This window comes from Methylocapsa sp. S129 (assembly GCF_009765995.1).
GTDB lineage: Bacteria > Pseudomonadota > Alphaproteobacteria > Rhizobiales > Beijerinckiaceae > Roseiarcus.
This window is the reverse complement of record NZ_LMUI01000015.1, coordinates 6,963-30,891: the sequence shown is the minus strand read 5'-3', so window position 1 is coordinate 30,891 and position 23,929 is coordinate 6,963. Positions and strand designations below refer to the sequence as shown.

At 64.2% G+C, this 23,929-nt stretch carries 1 protein-coding gene; it reads left to right on the top strand.

All coding sequences use genetic code 11. The features are described 5' to 3' along the window. Nucleotides 1–229: 229 nt before the first annotated feature. Nucleotides 230–23,671: a hypothetical protein gene (locus tag GSQ90_RS09285; RefSeq protein ID WP_210254868.1), complete on the top strand. Its 23,442-nt coding sequence runs from the start codon at nucleotides 230–232 to the stop codon at nucleotides 23,669–23,671. Nucleotides 23,672–23,929 lie beyond the last annotated feature (258 nt).

The window sequence follows — 23,929 nt, the reverse complement described above, 5'->3', positions numbered from 1 at the left end:
CAATGGCGGCCTGATCGAGATCAGCGGCCAGACCGACGAGGTCGCCGCCGGCATCCTGATCGATCTTGGCGCGGCCAATGGCCAGGCGGGCACGCTGCTGTTCGATCCCAACAATCTCATTATCGGTGGGACGACCGAGACCAGCCTCGGCGACAACGCCGACGTCAGCACGGCGGGCAGCCTTTACACCAATGGCGCCAATGTCGAACTCGACGCCAATGATTCGATCATGATCGATGGCGTCATCGATACGCGCAAATATGCGACCTATCTGTCTGCGCCGGTCGCCGGCATCCTCTCGGCGAGCAACGTCGTCTCAACCGGCAATTCCGGCGCGATCACCCTTGATGCGCCCACGATAACCATCGCCAGTGGCGGCGCGCTCTATGCCGACGTCAATAATGCGGCCGGCCAGAACGCCACCAACTATACCGCCGGCGCGATCACGCTCGGAACCGGGTCGGCACAAACGATCGCCATCAATGGCGTGATCGTCGGGGCGTCCCTGGAAGCCAGCGCCAGCAGCGCCATCAACATCGCGGGCGTGGTCGATACCCGGACATATGCCGGCGCCAGCGGCCTGCAAGCCGGACCTTTGTCGGGCGCCGTCCTGTCGGCAGGCGATTCCGGCCCAATCACGCTCGACGCGCCCACGATCACCATCGCCAGCGGCGGCGCGCTCTATGCGGACGTCAACAATGGCGTCGGCGCCAATGCGACAACCTATATGGGAGGAGACGTCACGCTCGGCGCTGGCTCCGCCCAAAACGTGGTTATCGACGGCGAGATCGCTGGAGCGACTGTTACCGTCGCGGCCGGCAACGCCGTGACCATCGGCGGAGCGATCAAGGAGGCGGCCGTAACCGTCACATCCGGCGACACGATTACGCTGACCTCAGGCAGTTTGATCGAAACCCGGATACTTGATCCAACCGGCGCCTATTCGATAGGCGATTCCGCTTGGGTCGTGCTGACGGCGCCGACGATCGCCATTCAAAGCGGCAGCGAGATTCTCGCCGCCGCGACGAACAATCCGGCGGACAGCGCCAATGTTTACAATAACGGGGCCGTGACCCTGTCGGCGGCGGCCGATGCGAACCAACCGAACTCGAACATCACGATCGCCGGAATCATCACGAGCGGCATCGCCAGCATCACTTCGGACAATTCCATAATTATCAGCGGCTCGATCGACACGCGCCTTCTCGATTCGACAGGAACCTATTCGGTCGGCAATTCGTTCGGCGTCGGGTTGACGGCGCCGACGATCGCTATAGCGGCGGGCGCCCAGGTGCGCGCCGAGGCGCTGAATGCGACCGGTCCGGCTCCGACGAATTTTACCGCTGGCGACATCACTCTGGCGTCCGCCAACGTTTCCGCTGCGGCTAACACGTTGAGCGGCGGCGTCGTGACGTTCCAGACCGGCGCAAGCAATCTCACTGTCGGGCCGGACAGCGATCCGAACGCCGGCGCCGCCGGCTTCCTTTCCAACGCGACGGTCGCAGGTTATGTCGCCGCGTTGACCAGTTCGAGCGCCTTCGCACTGACGGCCGACAACACCCCCGGGGCCGACAGCGCGTTGACCATCGATTTCGGCGGCGTCGTCGACGGCGCGGGACGCAACGTCGCTCTGGGCGCGACGACGATCTCGCTCGCCGCCGGCGCTGAACTCAGTGGCGGCGCTGTCTCGCTGAACGCTGGCGTCGGCGGGGCCATCAACGTCAACGTCGCCGCCAGCGGCGGCGCTCAGATAACCGCATCGACGGGGCTGCAACTGACGGCGGCGACCGTCACCTTGACCACGGCGGCCGATATGCTCGTCGGCGACGCGATCAAGGATAGCAACAATAGCGCTGCCGGTTTTATCGCAAACCAGACCATCGCCGGCTACGTCGCCGACATGGGCGGCTCCGGCGCGCTGCAGCTCTCCGCCGCGTCTTCGATCACGGTCGATCCCTCTGGCATTGTCGACAGCCGCCAAATGACCAGCAGCGTTTCCACCGGGAATTCTGTAAGTCTCGCCCTGACGGCGCCCACGATCGATATCGCGGCGCCGACGGTCGATTACCCCACCGGCGGCCAAGTGCTGGCGCAGGCGGTGAATGCGAACGGGACCGCCTATACGCCGGGCGACGTCACCCTGACGGCGTTGGGCGCCGGCGCGGGCATTACGGTCGCCGGCGTGATCAAGGGCGCCAATATCAGCCTGACAACCGATCAGCAGCCGATCACCGTCGCCGCGACAGGCGTTCTCGACGCCCGGCAGCTTGACCAGAGCGGCAATCCGACTGGCCAAGCGTTCCACATCACTTTAGCGGCGCCGTTGATCAATATCGACAGCGGCGCGAGCCTCCACGCCGGCGCCGTCACTTTCGTGTTCACGGAGAATGCGCTGACCGTTGGCGGCGCTTCGTTAAGCGACGGCGGCACGTTGAACGACAATGGTCAATCCGGTCTGTTGTCGAACGAGACTATCGCCAGCTACATCGCCGCGATGAGCGGGTCAGCCGCCTTCGTACTGTCAGACGCCGGCGCCATCACCCTTAACGCGGACGCCGTCATCAACGGCGGCGGCGCGAATGTCGCCCTCTCGGCCCAGACGCTCAATATCGCCTCGGGCGCTCAGATCACGGCCGGCGTCGTCGGGTTCAATTTCGACCAGAACAATGTGATCATCGGCACGTCGAGCGATCTCAATTTCGGCGATCCCGGCTTCGTGACCGATGCCGAAATCATCACCCTGATCGGGGCGGTGACGGGCGGGACGTTCTCGATCTCGGCCAATAATTCGATCACGATCGACCCGGACGGCGTGATCGACGCCACCGAGCGCAATGTGTCGACCGGCATTTCGAAGGCGAACGCGCTCAATGTCATGTTAAGCGCGCCCACGATCATGATCGACGGGGGCGGGGAGATCTTGGCGCAGGCGGTCAATTCTCCAGGCGGCGCTTATACGAACGGCAACGTCACGCTCGAAGCGACCGCCTCGGATTCCGAGATTATCAAGCCCGCGAGCGCGACGACCGGAATTACGATTGCCGGCGAAGTCAGCGGCGCGGCTATTTCCGCGACAGCCTCGGCGACCGCCAGCAACGACTACGCCAATTCCGCGGAAGGCTACATTTATCAGATCGCCGCCAATCTGCTTTCGGGCTTCACCGGGCTCAATGGCGGCTATGTCGCGGCCAGCGCGACGGCCAAAGTGACTGTGACGAGTACCGCGAACATTCAGGCGAGCGGCGCGGTCACGCTCTCGTCGATCGGCTCGGAAACGGCCGCCGATTCCATCTTCTCGTCGGCTTCCATCGTGTCACCGGTTTCGGCGGGAGTCGTTGTCGGGCAAGTCTCGGGCGCGGTTAGGACGGAGATCCAGAGCGGCGCGACCATATCGAGCGGCGGCGCGCTCAGCGTTACCGCATCCAATTCCGCCGATCTCGACGTTTCCGCGCAGACCTATACATTCAAAGGCGCGTCGGTCGACGCGGTCGTCGCCGTCTCGACGGGTTCGGTGAGCACCTCCGCCATCATCGATTCCGGAGCGAACATCGCCAATGCGGCCAGCGTCATCGTCGCGGCTGAGAACGCCAACAGTTTCACGACCTCTGCGACGGCCCTGGCGGGCGGCAGCGCGCAGGCCGGCGTCACTTTCGCGTATAGCAATCCATCAACGTCTGCTTCCGCTCAGATGGGCGCCGCCATCGCCGCGGGAACCGTGCCGGGCGGCCTCACCGTCTATGCCGGCTCGAACACGACGAGCGATTCGGTTCAGGCGCAAACCACGGTCGGCAGTGATTTCGCGGAGGTCGGCACGAGCCAGGTGGTTCAGGCGCTCACGTCGCCCTCATTGTTGATTTTTAGCGCCGCGGGTTTGCTCGCCGGCACCGGAGAAGGGGCGGCGTCGGAGCAACAAGGCACATCGTCCATCGTGCCCAAAGGAGGCGCCAGCGTTGCGCTCAACCTTGGTTCACAAAGCTCCTCGGCGTCGATCGCGTCGACGGATGGGGGAACGGCGCCAACAATCATCGACACCGCCGGCGACGTCGCCGTGGTCAGCCTCCTCCTCGACAGCGGCGTTCGCGCCGACGCTGCCACGACGATCAATTCCAACGCCTATAATCCGGATCCATCGGATCCGCAGGCCTCCAAATCCCTGTCGGTCGCGATCAGCGTCGCCGAGCTGAGCCATACGTCAAACGCCTATATCGGATCTGGCTTCAGCCTGACCGCGGGTCACGTCGGCGTCGAAGCGCAGACCGCGATGCCGATTACCGACACCTGGACGGATTTCGACACCTACTCCGATGTCACAAGCCATCTCGCCGACGATCTTGGTGTCTCCAACGACATTTTGACGAGCTACGCCGACGCGACCGCGTCATCTTCAAAACTCGGCGTCGCCGGTGCGGTCAATTATTTCTCCGTCTCCAATAGCACCACCGCCTGGATCGCCAGCGGCGTCGACCTGACGCAGACCGATGTCGGAGCCGATACGCCGTGGACTTCGAACGTCAATGTCCCGGGTTGGGCGGAAGCGTCGGTCGCCTGGTCGGCCGGAACCGTGGTCTCCGCGACAACGACGACCCAGTCCATCGATGTCGCCGGCGATTTCTCCTGGCTTGCTTTCTTTGGCTCGAACTCGAGCAACGCCCAGGGCTCGAAGCCGGGCACGGCCGTCGGCGGCTCCGCCAATGTCGATCTCTTCTCCTCCGACACGATCGCCGGAATTGGGGCCGGCGCCATCGTCACGGCCGATGGCGGCCTGGATGTGGCGGCGACGACGCAGGATCTCGTCTATGGCGTCGCGCCGATTTCCGGCAAAGGCGCAGGATTTGGGCTCAACGGCATCGCCTCCATCCTGCAGATCGACAACACGACTTCCGCCTCGATCAGCGATCAAGCGCAAATCGCCGCGCCGAATGTGACGATCGACGGAGAGCAGGATCTGTCGATGTTCGACGTCGCGGGCGGCGTCGGCGCCAGCAAAGGGACGGGGATCGGCATCGTCGTCTCCGTGGCGTTGGTCGACGCTAGCACCTCCGCCTTCATCGGGGACAATTCGACCGCTCTTTCATCGAGCGGCGCCGACGCGGACGATGCGGGCGTTGCGGCCTCGGCGCCTGGATTCGACGACGTGGCCGATTTGCTGTCCGTTTCCGCGCTCAGCGTCGGCCGACTCACCACGGTCTCCGTTGCCGCGCAATACAACAATGACAGCGCGCCCACCGCCGCGCCCGCGCCGATCCAGTCGACATCGCCTGACGATGCGGGCTACCTCTCGTCGGCTTTCGGCTTCGTATCGGCAAAATTCTCGCAGGCGAAACAGAGAGCGACCACAGCCCTCAACAATGCGACAAGTTCAAGCCAGAACCTTGTGAAAGGAGCCAACAGCATCTCCGGCGCGGGCAGCACGTCGATAGCTATCACATCGATCGGAACGTATGCTTCGATCACGGGCGCCAATATCGAGCAAGCCGCGGACAACGATGTGTCGGTCCAGGCGTTGAACAATACGATCATCGATACCGCCAGCGGCGCCACCGCCATCGCCAAAGGCGCCCCCGGAACGAATTATTCGGTTGGCATCGCCGGAGCAGTGGCGCTCGGGATCAGCACGGATACAACGACCGCGACGATCGAAAACTCGGCCGTCGACGCCGCCCAGGTCGCGGTTCAAGCCCTCGCCGGCGGCGAAAATACGGTCATAGGCCTGGCGATCAGCGCAACGACGGGGCAGGCCACGAAGGCGGTCTCGGTTTCCGCATCGGTTTCCGTCGCCGAGATCAACGATGGCGTCAACGCGCTGATCGATAGTTCGGTTCTGAGGGGTACGGGTCCGTCGTCGTCGATCGCCATCGACGCCGATCAGGACGCGGAAATCGGCATCGGCGCCGGTTCGCTCTATCTTAAACTGGGGAACGGCGCAGGCGGCGGCCTCGGCGTCGCCCTGACCTATGCCGAGATTGGCGATCCCTCGGGGGGCGACGCCGTCTCCGCCATCCTGTCGAATTCGTCCGTCGCGGATATCGGCAGTCTTTCGCTTCTGGCGCTCGATCAAAGCCGGATTCTTTCCGGCGCGGCGGTGTTCGGCGGCGGCCCGGATGCGGACGGCTTTGCCGGCGCGGTCATCGTCAATACTATCGGCCCGAGCGATTTGGCGGAGATTGTCGGTGCTCCCGCCGTGAGTGGGACCGCGGCGGTCACAAGCGGCATCACCGTTTCGGGGGATGTCACCGTCGTCGCGTCGGGCGGGTCGAGCCCGACCCTCGAAGGCATTATTTCGACGGCCGCTTTGAACGCCAACGGCGGCCTTTCGAACGGCTCGATCCAGGATGATTCGGGCCTTGATTTCACTGCCGCCGTGGTGGATCCGACCAGCACCACTGGGGCTGCGATTATTGCGGTCGCCGGAGAGGTGCAGGCGGGCGCGAGCAATCTCGGGCTCTCGCTGATCGTCAACCAAATCGATCAAAGTCATGACGCCCTGATCGATGGCGTCACGATCATATCGACAGGCGGCGTCGTCAACGTTTCGGCTGTCGAGAATTCGGAGATTCTCGGCATCGCCTTCGGCCTCGGCGGCGCGAATGGCGCCCTGGCCGGGCTTGGATCTATTGTCTACAATTCGATCGACGACGGCGTCGTGGCGCAGATCGGTGATGCAAACACGAGCGCCGGCGCCTATGCCGCGACGGTCAAAGCGGCCGCGATTTCGGTCGTCGCGGATGAAGATTCGACGATCCGCGGCGCCACGGGAGCCGTCGCCGAAAATCTCCAGGGCGGGACGGCGGTTGGGCTTTCGGTGACGATCGACCAGATATCGAATTTCGTCTCCGCCGGCATCGTTGGCTCCAAGGTCTCGGCCGATGAAGCGGAGTCCGATTCCAGCACGCTGATTGGGGGGCCGCTGCAAGCGGGCTCGGTTGTGGTGTCCGGGCAATCCGACGCCGATATCCTGACAATTGCGATCGGCGTCGCCATCTCGGCCGGAAAAAGCGAACCGGGACAGCCCTCGCCTGAGGAAAACCTGACTGCGCTGGTCAGCACGCTGGCGCCGGCCGCTCCGGCGGCCGGCGACGCCGCGGCGCCGGCGGCGCCCGCCGCGCCGCCGCCGGCGCCTTCGACCCCGTCCAGCGGGCTCGCCGGGGCGGGCTCGGTCGCCGTCAGCACCGAGGCGACGACCGTCTATTCCGAAATCACAAACGGCGCTAATTCCGTCGCCTCGACCGTCGTCGCGCAGGACAACGTCCTTGTTCTCGCCGCCAATTCCGACTCGATTTCCGCCGGCGCCGGCGCGTTGAGCATATCGTCCTCCGCGGGCATTGGAATCGGCTTGTCCATCGTCGTCAACGAGATCAGCGGTGCGACGACGGCCGAGGTCGAACAGAGCATCGTGGACGCCCATGCTTTGGGCGCGCCGGCTTTTGTCGATAGCGGCGTCCTCCCGTCGTTCGTCAATCCGTCCGATGTCGTGACGCCGGGCGACGACCCCAATCTCGCCGACGGCGTCGAATCTCTCGGCGGCATAGCGATCATCGCAACGTCGCGGCAGACGGCCGATACGGTCTCCGCGATCTATGCACTGAGCACGGCGGCGGGGGCGGGGTCGATAAGCTCCATCACCAATGTGATGGGCGGCGATACGGCGGCTTACGCCGACAGTTCCAGTCTCGATGCAAACCTTCTGACCGGCGAGGCGTCGGCTGTTCAGGTCGTCGCATCGAGCGCATCCTTCGCCAATGTGCTCGATATAGGCATTGCCGATTCCGGCGGTTCGGCCGCCGGCGCGCTCACGCTCGTCGTCGATACGATGGACCGGGCGACAAAGGCCTATGTGACGACCACGAATATTGGCGCGGCCGCAGTGGCGGCTGGCGCGGTGATCGTTTCCGCCAACGCCTGGGAAGGGACGTCCGGAGAGGCCATCGGGGCGGCGGGCTCGGATGGCTTTGGCATTGCGGGCTCGTCGCTGGTCAATCTGTTCGATGCGGATACCGAAGCCATGCTCGACCACGGAACGATCGACGCGGCCTTGCTCGCTGTGACCGCGGTGGGCACGGACGGCTATTTCGGCGCGATCGGGACGGGGGCGCTTGGCGGAACGGCCGGCGTCGGCGCCTCCATCCTGGTCGCCATGAGCGAGACGACGACCAAGGCGACGATCGGCGACGCCGACGCGGCGGACGAGACGGGCGCCGGCGCCACGACGATCAATCTTTCTGGCCCTGTCGACGTGTCGGCGACCACCACGACCGACGCGACGAGCTATGTCGTTGGCGTGTCCGTCGGCGGAACCGGCGGCGGCGCCGCGCAATTCTCCGGTCTGTTCGCCAGCAATACGGCGGCGGCGGCGCTTGAAAACAGCACAGTCACCATTGCGGCCGCGGCGGCCGCCAATGGTTCGGTCTCCGTAGACTCGCTAGAAAACGTCGACTTCAATCCGGTCGCTGGCGGCCTGGCGATCGGGGGCACCGGCGGCGTCGGCGCCAGCGTCGATCTGGTGATGCTCGCCAGCGACAATTCGGCCCTCATCGCCGGAAGCAGTATAAACGCTCCGGGCTCCGTGAGCGTCGACGCGCAGAGCGAACGTGAAATTTCGTCCTATGCCGCGACGGCGGCGATCGGCGGCCAGGGGAGCTTCGCGGCGACGGTGGGCGTCGTTCTCATCGGCTCGGGCGCGTCGAGCGACGCGATGAGCGTTCTCGACCAGGGCGGCACGCTCGAAAGCGCCGACCAGGCGACAAGCTCAGGCGCCACCGATCTTACAAGCGAGGTCGCGGGTGGCGTCGACGGGATTTCGGCTGAGATCGTCGACAGCAATGTAACCGCGAGCGACATCAATATCGCCGCCACGGGTCAGATGGCGGTGCTGAACATCGCGGGCTCGCTGTCGATCGGCATCGGCATCGGCGGCATCGGCGCGGGCGTTGGTTACACGGACGTCGATCAGGATATCACCGCGCAAGCGATCGGCGGCGTTTTGGTCACGCCGACTCTCACGATCGATGCGACCGCGCAAGACGACGGCGGCGGTCATGCCGCGCGAACGATAGCCGCGGCGGGCGCTGGCGGCCTTTACGTCGGGCTCGGCGCGGCCGTCGCCGACTCGATCGTCGACAACAATGTGCAGGCCAGTCTTGGCTCTACGGTGAATGACGGCGCGCTCGTCACGACGACAGCGCCGCCGACGATCTTTTCGACCTCGATCAGCGTGACGTCCAGCGACAGTTCTTCCGTGCGGGCCGACGCCTATGGCTTTGCCGGCGGCGCGGCGGCGGTCGGCATTTCGGTGGCGCTCGCCAAGCGCGACAGCGTCGTGACTTCGGACGTGCTCGCCCCAGCCAATCTCGCGTCCGCCAGCGTAATCGATCAAGCAAGCGACAGCGGCGAGACCTGGGCTTATGCTCTGGGCGGCGCCGGTGGCGTCTATGCCGGCGACGGCGCCGTGGCGACCGCGGCGGATAACGCCACGGTGACAGCCGAGCTGATGAGCGGCGCGGCCGTCGTGGCGGGCGATACGCAAGTGCTGGCGGCCGACACGCCGGACGCCAAAGGTTTCGCTTTCGGCGTTGCGGTGGGCTATGCAGCCGTCGGCGCGTCTGTGGCGCTTGTGACCGCCGATCCGACCGTCACCGCCGCAGTCGATGACGGCGTCGTGTTCCAACGGACCGATCAAGTCGGCGCCGTGGGCTCGACACAGCCGGTGGTTACTTATGGCGGCTCGCTGGAAGTGACCGCGCAAAGCCTGATCGGCGGCAATCCGGCGACGGATTTTCCGGCTACGAACACCTTGCCGGCCTCTACCGACAATTTCGCCGATGGCGGCACGACCGCGGCGGGCTGGGCGATCGCGGGCGCAGGCGGCGCCCTGATCGGCGCCCAGGGGACCTATGTCGAGACGGATGGCGACGCAACAGTTCTCGCCCGCATCGGGTCCATTCCCGCCGCTGGCGCTCCGCCGGCGACCGGGCTCAGCTTACCAATGGGCGACGTCAGTCTCACCGCGACCAACGACACCGACCAATTCTCGCGCTCGACCGGCGTTTCGGTCGGCTATGTCGCGCTCGGGGTCGAACTCGCCTATGCGAATGCCGACACGACCACGCAGGCGGTGCTCGGGAACAACGTTGCGACGCCATTCACGGTGGCAACTTCCGACGGCGACACGACCGACGAATTTCTTGCGCGCGGCGGAACGCTGACGATCAGCGCGACCGGAGTCGACACCGTCGTCGCCGACGCTCAGGCGGGCGCTGGCGGCGTCGTCGCTGGCTCGGGCGCGGAAGCGCATACGTCCGACACATCTAATCTTTCGTCCGAGATTGGCGCGAATGCGTTCGTCGTCGCGGGCGCGGTGACGATCACGGCGACGCATACCGACGACTACGCCGCCGATGTCGATTCGCTGTCGGCCTCGGCGGTCGGGGCCAGCGCCTCCATCGCGGTCAACGACGCCGATTCGGCCGTCGCGATCACGCTTGGCGCGGGCGTGACGATCCAAAGCAGCGACGTCGTCGATTCGACGGGAACCGTCACAACCGCCAATGCCGTTTCGCTCACCGCTTCGAATAATTTCTCCGACGATTTCGCCGGCAGCCCCACCGACAGTATCAAGGCGGCGGGCGGCGGCGGCATCAATGGATTCGGGGCGTCGAGCACGACCAACCTGACGGGAAGCTCGTCTGTGACGATCGGCAGTGAAGATTCGGTCACTGCAGGAACCGGCGGCGTCATCGTGCTGGCGCTCAGCAATGTATCGGATCAGAACGACACCATCAGCCTTGACACCGGCGGGGCGATCGAAGGCGCCGGGGTCGGCGACTATGTCACCGCCAATTTGACCAACGCCGTTTCGGTCGGCGATTCCACCGACCAGAGCCTGGAAGCGCATATCGCCAGCCAGGGCGTCGTCGTTCTGGCCACTTACGCTTCGGGTGCGATCGACACGTCGGGTCTTGTCCATACCTACGGCCTCGCGGGCGTGGGCGAGGCCGACGCCGCTTCGATTTTGAACGTGAATCAGTCGGTCAATGTCGCGGACGCTTTTATTATCGGCATCGGCGAGATCGACATCACCGCCGGACTCAATCCGCTGGGGACAAGTTTCGGTCAGACGTCGCTCTCGGTTGACGCCAACGCGGAAAGCTACGTCTACGGTTTGATTGCAATTCCCCATACCGACGCGACCACCAACGTTACGAGCAACGCGTCCGTAGATATCGACCCTCTCGCCATCATCGGCAGCGGCGCCAGCGTCGTTCTTGGAGCCTATCACGGCGCGCCGGTCTCCAACGCCAACGGGACCGGCCACGGCTACGAGCTCGGTTTCATTCCCGCCGATCAGGGCGGCTCCAACCCAGGTCAACCGGTGACATCAGCGAGCGTTACTCTCGACGGCGATGTGACTGCGGGCATCTACCACGATCAAGAGATCGACATTACCTGCAACCCATGCACGGCGACGGGAAGTCCAACCTTCACGCTGGTCAGCGGCGCACCGGTGCTCGTCGAGGGCGCGATGCCGGAAACGTTGAGCGCCGGCCAGATTTATAGCTACGCGCCCGGCGAAACAAACGTGTGGCAGTTTGTATCGGATAATTTCGACGCCGAAGTCGCCCCCGTGCTCAAGACCGGCGTCTCGTTCCAGGGTCAGACGACGCAGACCTATATTCTCGGGCAATTGTATGCGGCAGGCGGCGTCGTTCAGATCAACGCCGATACGATCGCCGGCAAGGGAACGGCGACTTCATGGGGCAACCCGACAATCACGATCAACAATGACAGCGCCGCCACCATCATTCTCGCCGGCGGCGCGTATATTCCCGATACGCCGAGCGGCGAATTCATCTTCACCGGCGCTGCCTCGCAAGCCGACGCGCTTGCCGCCGGCGTGAAGCTCAGCGTCCAGTCGGAACATCCGACGTCGGGCGTCACAGTCGACATGAACTACACTGGAACGGCCGAGAACAGCAATTTCGGGCCGACCTTCATCAACCAGGGGCCAATTTCAGCGCTCGGCGGAGCCGTCTCGCTTTACAATGCGAACGGCTGGTTCGGGCAGATCGGCGACATCATCTCGTCGGGCGTGACCGAGACCGCCCCTTACGGCGGCCTCGTCGTGTCCTCGACCGCCGCCGGCCAGACCTTCTCCGCCGCGGATGTGCCTTACGCCGACTGGCTCACTTATGAGAATTTCCCGGGCGCCGCGAACTCCACCACCGTTGCGGGTCTCTTCTTTCCCGATTCGGGTCAGGGTGGTTCAGGCGCCTTCGCGACTACGGTTCTCATGAACGCCGCCGCCAACACGTTCGTTGATTTCGTCGCAAACCTGTGGGTGGCGCAGGTCAATCCGCAGCGTTACGTCGACCCGACTTCGAATACGACTTCAGCGGTTTTCAATACCAGCGATTCCTCGGACTTCAACATTCAGCTCTATGGAATCGCGTCTCGAAGCACGCAGGGCGAGAGTGCTTATGGCATATTTGGAAGCGGCAACGACCTACAGATCGGCGCCGGCGTCGCCAACGATCCCTTGACGACAGCTTATGAATTCTTCTCGAGTTGCACCTATATCAATTGCGGCTATGGAACCTATTCACTTGCGACCAACCTGAACGAGCCGGTGGTCCCAGTCGTGTACGTTCCATCGGCATCGACGGCCGCGCTCACCATCTTCAATCTGCCGGGGAGGGCGACCGCCGCCAACGGCTTCCTGCTGACCTCCAACAACTTCTCCGACACCGGGGTGACGCAATCATCGGCGAAGATATTCGGCGGACCCGTCGCCATCAAGGCGAGCATCATCGATATCAACGGGCCGATCGTCTCGGGCATCGCCAACGACTGGTCCCTGACGATCAATAGCGGCGCGATCTCCGCTGATCAGGCCAGTTACCAGAGCACGGGCGTTCAGACCTATACGTTGTCGACGGCATCGGCCACGACGATCGGCGCGACCTACGACGCCAAGAGCAACGTCGTCACCGTGGCCAATATCACGGCCTCCTCGGGCGCCGGCTACGTTCTGCTCGACGGCGAGATCATCAGCACGACCGCGCTGCAGAACGGATCGATCACGGTCAATGGCGGCCTCGGCCAGGTCACGATCAACAACCCGACCAGCGCCGCGCTCGTCATCAACGACGTCGCCAACGGCAGCACCGTCGGCGGTCAGCCGCTGCAAAGCCGAATAAAGATCGTCGATACGCTCAAGGATCAGGTCGGCGAAATCGCGACCGATACGACGACCTATCTCTTCACGCCTGGCGTCGGCGTCGCCACCTATGTCACCGGATACGGGCAGGACCCTGCGGCGAACGCCGTCCCGAATTCCAATTCGACGATAAGCGCCGGTCTTTCCTATAGCCCGGTGATCGGCGCGCGCTATCAATGGGACCAGACGGCCTATCTCGCGAGCGAGCCCGATCCGAACAATTCCGGCGGGCTTGTTTGGACATTCACCGACCCTTCGGGAACGCCGCTCTCCATCTCCGAGCCGTCCACCAGCAATCCCTGGTTCCTCAATTCCGTATCGGTCACGACGGGCAATTCGTCGACCATGCCGTTGTTCCAGGAGACCATGTCGGCGACGGTCAATTTCACCCCAACGATCTATCATTTTGGCTGCGATGACGGCGGCGTTCTCTGCAACTATGGCTTCTATCGGATTCCAGGCTCGAATTCTGATTCAATTGGCGTCGACGGCGGCAATGATGGCTTCTACCAATTCGACGTCGCGCAATCCGTCAGCCTGACGCTGGTCAATTCCGTCAAGGCGGACAATCCGATTGGAATCAACTTCAGCGGCAACGCGACCGGCTTCCTTAATGTCATTTCTGTCGGCGGCGTGACATTCGCCGGCAATGTTGGCAATGCGAGCGGGCTGACGAGCGTTACGACAACGGGGGCGGGGTCGAATATTATCGAGGCGGCGAATGCGACGCTTTCGACGCAGAGCCTCTTGCTTTCGACGGCCGGCGCGATCGGCAGCGCGGCGCAGTCGTTCGGCGCGACAATGACGGTCGGCCAGAGTGGCGCACCGGCCGGCGCCGTTCAAGCCGCTGCCGGTACAGGTGGCGTCAATCTCGCCTTCACCTCCGCCGTGGCGATCGATAGCGTCGTCAGCAGTGCGAAAGTTGGCGGCGTGACGACCTACGGCGACGTGACGATCAGCGCGCTCGGCAATCTCGTCGCTTCGACTGCGGCGACCCATGTCGACGGCACGTCGATCGCCGCCGGCAGCGCCAATATCACCGGCCGCAACATCTCTCTGTCCAGTCTCACAGGCAGCGTGGGATCGGGATCTGGAACGACCGCCGCGCCGCTCGTCATCAGCGCCAATACGACGATCGGCGCCAATAGCGAATTGCTGGACGGCGTCATTAATGTCGCGGCGATCGGCGACATCGCGCTGACCGGCATCACCGGCGACTTCCGCATCGGCCAGATCGCATCCGCTTCCGGCGACGTCACCATCAATGTTCCCAATGGCGTCATTCTCAACGCCAGCGGCCTGACCTCAAGCGACGCGCTCAGCGCGGCCCAACTCAGCGCGATCGAAACCAGATTGAATCTGACCAACCCCAACGCCGCGTTGACGGAAACGGTGGCGCCGTTCGAGAAGGCGGTCGACGCCGCCTACATCGCCTATGAGGCGCTGCTTGCCAATGCGACCGTTTCCGGCGCCAACCTGACCCTTACCGCCGCCGGGCTTCAGCTTTACGCCCAGGCGGCCGGAACCGCCCAACTCGGCGCCTACAACACGCTGCTCGGGTTCGGCTCGGTCGTCAACGGGACTTTCACGCTCAATACCGCCGGGGTTCAATATTATACCAAGGCCGCCATCGCTTCGTTGGGGACGACGCAGGCCAGCGCCTTCAGTGCGCTGCTCGCCAATGGAACTGTCGCGTCGAGCGGCAGCTTTAGCCTGTCAGCGGCAGGATTGACCGCCTATGCGGCGGCGGCCGCCGCGGCAGACAATGTTGCGACCGCCACCAACGCCCAGATCCAGGCCTATGCGGCCGGGCTGTATAACGGCCTCACGCAGCAGGTTCAAACCTACGCCGCCGCTCAAGCGGCAGCCCTTACGGGGGCTCTTTTCACCGGCCCCGCCGCGGCGAACGCGATCGCCTATGAGACTCTCCTGGCTAATGGAACATTAGGCGCAAACGGGACCTTCACCCTCAGCGCGACGGGCCTGACTTATTATGCGGCGGCGGCCGCCGCGGCGGACCACGTCGCGACGGCGACAAGCGCCCAGATCCAGGCTTATGCGTCGAACCTTCTGACCAGCGTGCAGCCGATGCCAAATCCAACAGCCGCGGCGATCCAGGCCTATGCGACGGCGCAATATGCGGGCTACGTTTCGACTTTCGAGGAGGCGTTCGCGACCGCCGCCGATCCCAACGGCGTTGATTGGCAATCGGCGCTCGCCGCCTTGCCCACTACAAATGTCGGTAACACACCGACGATCAACTACCAGGTCGCCGCCAACAGCCAGCTCTACACAGATTTGACGCAGCGCGCGGTGTGGCAGGATGGGCAGTTTGTGCAAGCTATCGACCAGTCCGCCCTGGAGCCCGCCCAGACGATCGTCGGCAATGCGCCGGCGAGCCTGATCGGCTACAATATTTTCATCAATGCTTCGAACGGGGTGGGTGAGGCGTCGGCGCCGGTGACTATCGCCGGCGCCGATCTCGCCGCGCTCAAGAACGGAACTTTGACGGACCCCGATCAGATCGCGGCGCTGGCGAGCGCGACGACGCCGGGCTCCGTCACAGTGACTTATGATTCGACCGGCCAGAACGTCGTCTCGATTAACCTTGCTGAAGTGCAGCCCTTGTACGTCAGCGCGACAGGGTCAGTCAGCGCCACATCCAAGTATGGCGAGATTCTTCTTCAGGCCACGGGATCGTCTGGCCTGGCGGGTTCCGATACGTTGAGAGTGGGCGCCATTTCAGCCGCGGGCGCCGTCAGCCTCACTGCTCCCGTCAGCATCCTCGAAGGCGCGGCTCCGGCCTTGCCATCGATCGTCTCGGGCGGCGCGCTGACGCTCGCGGCGGGCACGGGCGATCTGGGCGCATTCTCTGCGCCCCTCACGTTCCAAGCGCCCGTGCTGAATGACGCATCTGCCGCGGGCAGCGTCTGGCTAGAATCGGTCGGCGACGCCGTCGTAGGGCGCATCTTCGCCGACCCCAACAGCGGCACAGCGTCGCTGACGGCGGTCGCCGGCGCCACACCCGGCAATATTTCGGAATACTACTCGTCCGGCCTCGCCATAACGGCCAGCTCCATCATCCTGACGTCCAGCGACAACATCGGCTCATCCGCGACGCCGTTCGCGGTCGGCGATCCCTCCGCGACCAGCGGCGGCTTCACTGTGTCGGGAAGCGCGGTCGGATCGACCTATCTGACGACCGAAGCGGTCGACAGCGTCGCCGCGACCATGATCGTCAATCATTTCGCGGCAGGCGGCGTCCTGAATGTCGTGCTGCCCACGGTCGACGTCAACAATCTCGATGCGCTTCTGTCGATCGGCCTGGAATTCGAAGACGTTTCGTCTTCGAAAACCGGATCCGTGGTCGCCGAGGGCGGGATCATAACCATGATGTCCGGCTCCGCGATCGACGCGATCGGGCCGATCGACCTGACGGCGGACAGCGGGTCCATCACGCTTGGCCAGTTGGTCAGCGGCCTCAGCGCGAGCGCATCGACGCCGGCGATTGTCGTTACAGCGAACCATGGCGCCATCGTCAGCAATGGCGATGGGCGGACCAATCTGGTTGCGCCAAACAGCCATGCCGACGTGACCCTGACCGCCCAATCCGATATCGGCGCGTCAACCCAAGCGTTGTCCGTTGAAACGACGCTGCTGTCGGCCACGACGACCCAGGGCGGATTATATCTCAACGCAGTGACGACGCTGCCAGCCGTTCCCGCATTCCTGACCCTGTCTCCAGCGCCGACTTTGGAAGCGACGCAATTGTCGGCGGCCGAAGGCAGTATCGACATTACCGGCACGGCTAACCTGCAGCTCGACAGCGTGAATGCAGGGGTCGGCTTCGCCGCGCAATCTTCCGGTTATATCGCGGGAAATCCCTCCGCAGCCACGATCATCTCAGAGACCGTCGCGCTGACGGCCGGCGGCGACATAGGATCGAGCGCGAACCCATTCTCATTCGACGCAACGGGCGCGGTGTCGGGTTCAGCCGGCGGCTCGGCCTGGCTGACCAGCACGGAGAGCGTGAACGTTGCGACCTTCGCGGGCGCTCATGGCGTTCTCATCAATTCGAACGGGGCGCTGCGCATCGAGACGGTATCGAATCCCGTGACGCTTGACGGCCTGGTGTCGTCGGCAGACGGACCGGTGACGCTGCGCGGCCAAAGCGTCACGATGGATCAGGGCGCAGGCGTCACGGCCGACGGCGCGATCGTGATTTCCTCGGCGACCGATGTGACGATCGGGCAGGTGACGAGCAGCGCGACTGGCTCGGCGATCGATATCGAAGCGGGCGCGGCGAGTTTTGGCGCTCCCGTCGTCCCGGGCGTGGGAAATATTGCCGGTAACGCCGCCGCCGCCGGGCTGACCGATGTGACGGCCGGCGCCGGCGCGTTGTTAAACGCGGGCGCGGCGATCGGGCCGATAGCGGTGGATATCGCAAACCTCAGCGCAACGGCCGATACAGGCGATCTGTCGCTGACCCAGATGGCGGCTTTGCATGCTTCGGTTTTGTCGGCGCCGCACGGCGCGATCGATGTCGAGGGGGCCTCTGCGCTGACCCTCGATGATGTAACCGCGGGCGCGGCGTTCACCGCCAAATCGACCGCCGGCGCGATCACGCTCGGCTCTGCGACGAGCGGCGGGACGCAGACGATTGTCGCGAACAGCGACCTGTTGTTCACGACGCTGACGACGACGGGGGCGCCGGGCGATACGGGTTCGATCGACCTGACCTCGACTTTGGGGGCGGTGCAGGGCCAGCCGACGGGCGCCTCGCTGATCGCGTCGAATGGGGACGTGACGATCTCGGGCGCGAGCGTTCAGCTTGATACGGTGACGGCCAATGGCAAGGCGTCGGTCGATGCGCTGACGACGCTTGCGGGGACGAGCCTGACGACGGGCGGGGACGCGAGCCTTGCTGCGGGCGTCTCGACGAACCTGACGCCGACGCTGCCGGTGTCGCTGTCTTGGACGACAGTGAAAGCGGGGACGACGTTTGAGGCGCAGGCCTATGGGGGGACGATTGCGACGCTGGGCGCTGTGACGAGCGGCGGGACGCAGACGATCGGGGCGACGGGGGATATCGGGTTCACGACCTTGACGACGACGGCGGGTCATGGCGGCGACGCGGATGTGACGTCGACGGCGGGTTCGATCACGGGCGGTTCGGTATTCGCCGACGGCTCGGCATCGTTGACGAGTGCAACGTCGAACGACGGGGCCACGGTCACGGCGACGACCGGGAGCGTGACGCTGGCGGCGGGAAGCCTCTTGTCCCCATCGGCTTTGGCTTCGATTGGCTGGACGAATGTGAATGCCGGGATGTCGCTGACGGCGACGAGCGGGGGCGGGCTGACGCTGGCGGACGTGTCGACGGGAACGACGGGGGCGGGCGGCAATCAGACGATCCATGGTTCTGGCGCGGTGGATGTGACGACGACTTTGGCGACGGCCGGCGCGATCGGCGTAAAGTCGGACGCTTCGACGGTGACGATCGGCTCGGCCACCAGCGGTGGGACGCAGACGATCGAGGCTTATCTGGGCCTCGGCTACACGACGCTGAAGACGACCGCAGGCGACATTGACCTGACGTCGGACGCCGCCTCGATCACAGGCGCGGCGAACGGCGATACGCTTGACGCGAAGGGCTCGTTCGACCTTGTCGCGGTGACGACGATCTCGGGGACTTCGCTGAAGGCGGAGACGGGCTCAGGCTCCGTGACCGCCGGCGGGGCGATTGATCTCGGATCGACGAATATTGCGACGACGCTTGGCGTGACTTCGACGGGCGACGCGGTGACGATCGGTTCTGCGACGAGCGGCGGGACGCAGACGATTGAGGCGAACAACGACCTGTTGTTCACGACGCTGACAACGACGGGGGCGCCGGGCGATGCGGGCTCGATCGACCTGACCTCGACTTTGGGGGCGGTGCAGGGCCAGCCGACGGGCGCCTCTCTGATCGCGTCGAATGCGGACGTGACGATCTCGGGCGCGAGCGTTCAGCTTGATACGGTGACGGCCAATGGCAAGGCGTCGATCGATGCGCTGACAACGCTTGCGGGGACGAGCCTGACGACGGGCGGGGATGCGAGCCTTGTGGCGGGCGTTTCGACGAATCTGACGCCGACGCTGCCGGTGTCGCTGTCGTGGACGAATGTGAAAGCGGGGACGACCTTCGAGGCGCAGGCCTATGGGGGGACCATTGCGACGCTGGGCTCGGTGACGAGCGGCGGGACGCAGACGATCGGGGCGACGGGGGATATCGGGTTCACGACGCTGCTGGTGAGGGGTGGCGATATCGATGTGACGGGCGCAACCGTCACCGGCGCGACGCTGACGGCGCAGACGGGTGCGGCGATGCTGACCTCGACGGGAACGAGTGATGCGTCGATCGACGTGTCGACGGTGAGCGTGGCGACGGCGTTCGAGGCGACGGCGACGGCAGGCGGGATGACCCTCGGTTCTGCGACGAGCGGAGGAATGCAGACGATTGTAGCGAACAACGATCTATTGTTCACAACGTTGAAGACGACGGGCGCCGGTTCGATCGACTTGACCTCGACTTTGGGCGCGGTGCAGGGCCAGCCGACTGGAGCCTCGCTGATCGCGTCGAATGCGGATGTGACGATCTCCGGTTTGAGCGTCCAGCTTGATACGGTGACCGCGACGGGTAAGGCGTCGATTGACGCCATGACGACGCTCGTCGGAACAAACCTGACGACAAGTGGAGACGCGAGCCTGACGGCGGGCGTTTCGACGAATTTGACGCCGACGATTCCAGTATCGCTGTCTTGGACGAATTTGAATGTGGGGACGACATTCGAAGCGCGAGCCTATGGCGGGACGATTGCGACGCTGGGCTCGGCGACCAGTGACGGAACGCAGACAATCGGAGCGACGGGGGATATCGGGTTTACGACTTTGTTGGCGAATGCTGGCGACATCGACGTAACCTCGACGGGAGGCTCGATCGCGGGCGGTTCGGTGTCGGCGAATGGTTCGGCGTCGCTGACCAGCGTGACGTCGAATGACGGGGCCACGGTCACGGCGACAGCCGGCAACGTGACGCTGGCGGTGGGGAGCCTTTCGTCTCCATCGGCTTTAGCTTCGATTGGCTGGACGAATGTGAACGCGGGGACGTCACTAACGGCGACGAGCGGGGGCCGCCTGACGCTGGCTGACGTTTCGACGGGAACGACGGGGGCGGGCGGCGCCCAGACGATCCATGGTTCAGGCGCGGTGGACGTGACGACGACATCGGCGACCGCTGGGCCGATCGGGGTGACCTCGGACGCATCGGGTGTCAGGATCGGCTCTGCGATAAGCGGTGGGACTGAGACGATCGAGGCCTATCTGGGTCTCGACTATACGACATTGAAGACGACGGGGATCGCAGGCGGCGATGTCGGCGATATCAAGCTGACCTCGGATACGGCCTCGATCACGGGCAATGCGACGGGGGACACGCTCGACGCGAATGGCTCGTTCATCCTAGATGCGGCGACGGCGATCAATGCGATTTCGCTGATGGCGGAGACGGGCGCGGGCTTCGTCAAATCAGGCGGAGCAATTGGGCTGGGGTCGGCGACGAGCCAGGGGACGCAGACGATCGAGGCGACGGACGCCATCGGCTTCACGATGCTGAGGTCGAAAGCGGGCGATGTCGATGTGATGTCGGATACGGCCTCGATCGCGGGCGGTTCGGTATTTGCGGTCGGCTCGGCGTCGCTGACGAGCGCGACGTCGAATGACGGCATCACGGTTACGGCGACGACCGGGAGCGCGACGCTTGCGGCGGGAAGCCTTTCGTCTCCATCGAGTTCGGCTTCGATTGGCTGGATGAATGTGAATGCCGGGACGTTGCTGACGGCGGCAAGCGGTGGCGAGCTGACGCTGGCGGATGTGTCGACGGGAACGACGGGGGCGGGTGGCAATCAGACGATCCATGGTTCTGGCGCGGTGGATGTGACGACGACTTTGGCGGCAGCCGGGACGATCGGGATGAAATCGGACGCTTCGACTGTGACGATTGGTTCTGCGACGAGCGATGGGACCGAGACGATCGAGGCCTATCTGGGTCTGGGCTATTCCACGCTGAAGACCAATGGCATGACGGGCGATGTCGGCGACATCAAGCTGACGTCAGACACCGCGTCGATCACGGGCAATGCGCCGGGCGACACGCTTGACGCCAACGGATCGTTCATCCTGAACGCGGCGATGGCGATCAATGCGACGTCGCTGACGGCGGCGACGGGCAGCGGCTTTGCCGAAGCGGGCGGGGCGATTGATCTTGGGACGACAAATATTGCGACGACGCTTGGCGTGACATCGACGAGCGACGCAGTGACGCTCGGGTCGGCGACGAGTGGCGGGAGGCAGATGATCGAGGCGGACAAGGCGCTGACCTACACGACACTGAAGACGACGGCTGGCGATATCGATCTGACGTCAAATACGGCGTCGATTACGGGCAAGCCGAGCGGCGACCTGCTCGATGCGAAGGGCTCGTTCACGCTGATGGCGGCGACGACGATTTCGGGAACCTCGCTGAAGGCTGAGACGGGCAGCGGCTTGGCCAAGGCCGCCGGGGCGATTGACCTCGGCGCGACGAATATCGCGACGGCGCTCGGCGTGACCTCGACGGGCGCGGGGATCACGCTGGGTTCGGCCACCAGCGGCGGGACGCAGACGATTGAGGCGAACAACGACCTGTTGTTCACGAGGCTGACCACGACGGGGGCGCCGGGGGACGCGAGCTCGATTGACCTGACCTCGACTTTGGGGGCGGTGCAGGGCCAGCCGACTGGCGCCTCTCTGATCGAGTCGAACGCGGATGTGACGATCTCGGGCGCGAGTGTCCAGCTTGATATGGTGACGGCCAATGGCAACGCGTCGATGGATGCGCTGACGACGCTTGCGGGGACGAGCCTGACGACGGGCCGGGGCGCGAGCCTTGTGGCGGGCGTTTCGACGAATCTGACGCCGACGCTGCCGGTCTCGCTGTCATGGGCGAATGTGAATGCGGGAACGACGTTCGAGGCGCAGGCCTATGGGGGGACCATTGCGTCGCTGGGCTCTGTGACGAGCGGCGGCACGCAGACGATCGGGGCGACGGGAAGCGTTCTACTCACCCAACTGACGACGACATCGGGCGATGTCGACGTGACTTCTGACACGGGCTCGATCACGGGAGGTTCGATCGCGGCGCAACGTTCCGCTACCCTCACCGCCGCGCTGAACAACACAGGAGACCAACTGACGACGACGACCGGCGCTGCGACATTGACGGCCGGCGGCCTGATCGACTGGAACAATGTCGATGCGGCGACGACGATCAAGGCGCATTCGACCGGCGGAGCGGTCACCTTCGGCGCGACGCAGAGCGGGGGAACGCAGAACCTGATCGCGGCCGGAGAGGTCACTTTCGTGAAACTCGTGACGACGGGCGTCTCGGGCGATGAGGGTGACGTCGATATCGTCGCTGGCAGCGCCATCCATGGCGGCGAAGTGGATGCGAACGGCGCTCTGAACGCGATAGCGGACGGCATGACGTTTGGCGACATCGACGCGAAAGCCGGCGTCTCGCTGGAATCATCAAGCTTCATTGCGGCTGGCGATGTGACGACCCTCGGTTCATTCGAGGTCGACTCCGCCGGGGCGCTGAGTCTCGGGAACATATCGGCGTCGAATTTGATCTTCTCGAGCGCGGGCAGCCCGACCTTTGGCGACCTAACGGTGTCCTCGGGCATAAGCCTCGCCGCGACAGACATCGACATCGGCTTGCTGCGCCAGAGCCCCGGCGCAACGGGGCCGCTCGATGTCTCTTTGACTGGCTATAATGGGGGGATTGGAAATAGCGCGACATTGACGATCGTTGCGCCCAACGGCGTTGTCATTCCCGAGTTGCGCGAGCGCAGCGCGACCATTTCGACGGATGCAAGCCTGGTCGCGATCAATAGTGCGATGATTGTCGATACGCTCGATCTCACAACGTCGCACGACAATATCTGGGTGAACGATCAGTCCTCCAGACCGGCGAACGGCGCCGACGTCCAGCTCTTCCAGCCCGGCTACGCCTTCTATCTCACGCAGAATGGGACCTCCACCGCGACGAACGCCTTCGTCGTGCAATATGGCGACAATTCAGCGATCGTGGATCAACTGTCCGGCAACATCTATTTGGGCGCCAGCTTCGCGCGTGATTTCGACCGTCAGGGTTGGTCGGGCGACAGCGAAATGTTGTCCGTCGAGGGAGGCGCCGACAATCCGAACGGTTGGCAATTCCCGATCGAAGCATTCGACCTTCATCTCCAGCGCTTGTTTGGAGAAGGCATTATGCTTGCGCAGCCTGGCCAGCCAGCGGTCAACATGGGCGATAGCGGCTCCGCCACCGAATTGGTTAGCGATGGGCTTGGGTTCACGATTATCGTCAGGCGAAGGCATTGATGTCGGCGCCGCGGCAGTTCGGCGTCTTGACGGCGTCCTCACAGGGGATTTGCAGGCGATGGACACGGTCGGATAGCGAATGCGAAACCGAATTTTTGAAGATCGAAATGGGAATGATGCGACGCTTCCGGCGAATATTCCGCCAAAGCAGTGCTGGGGCCTGTTGACCGTGGGAGATTCGCCCCGCGACTCCAAGTCAGGTTTAAAACTGGAAAACGGACGCCAGTCTCAGATCGCACTATCTATTTCCCATTATTT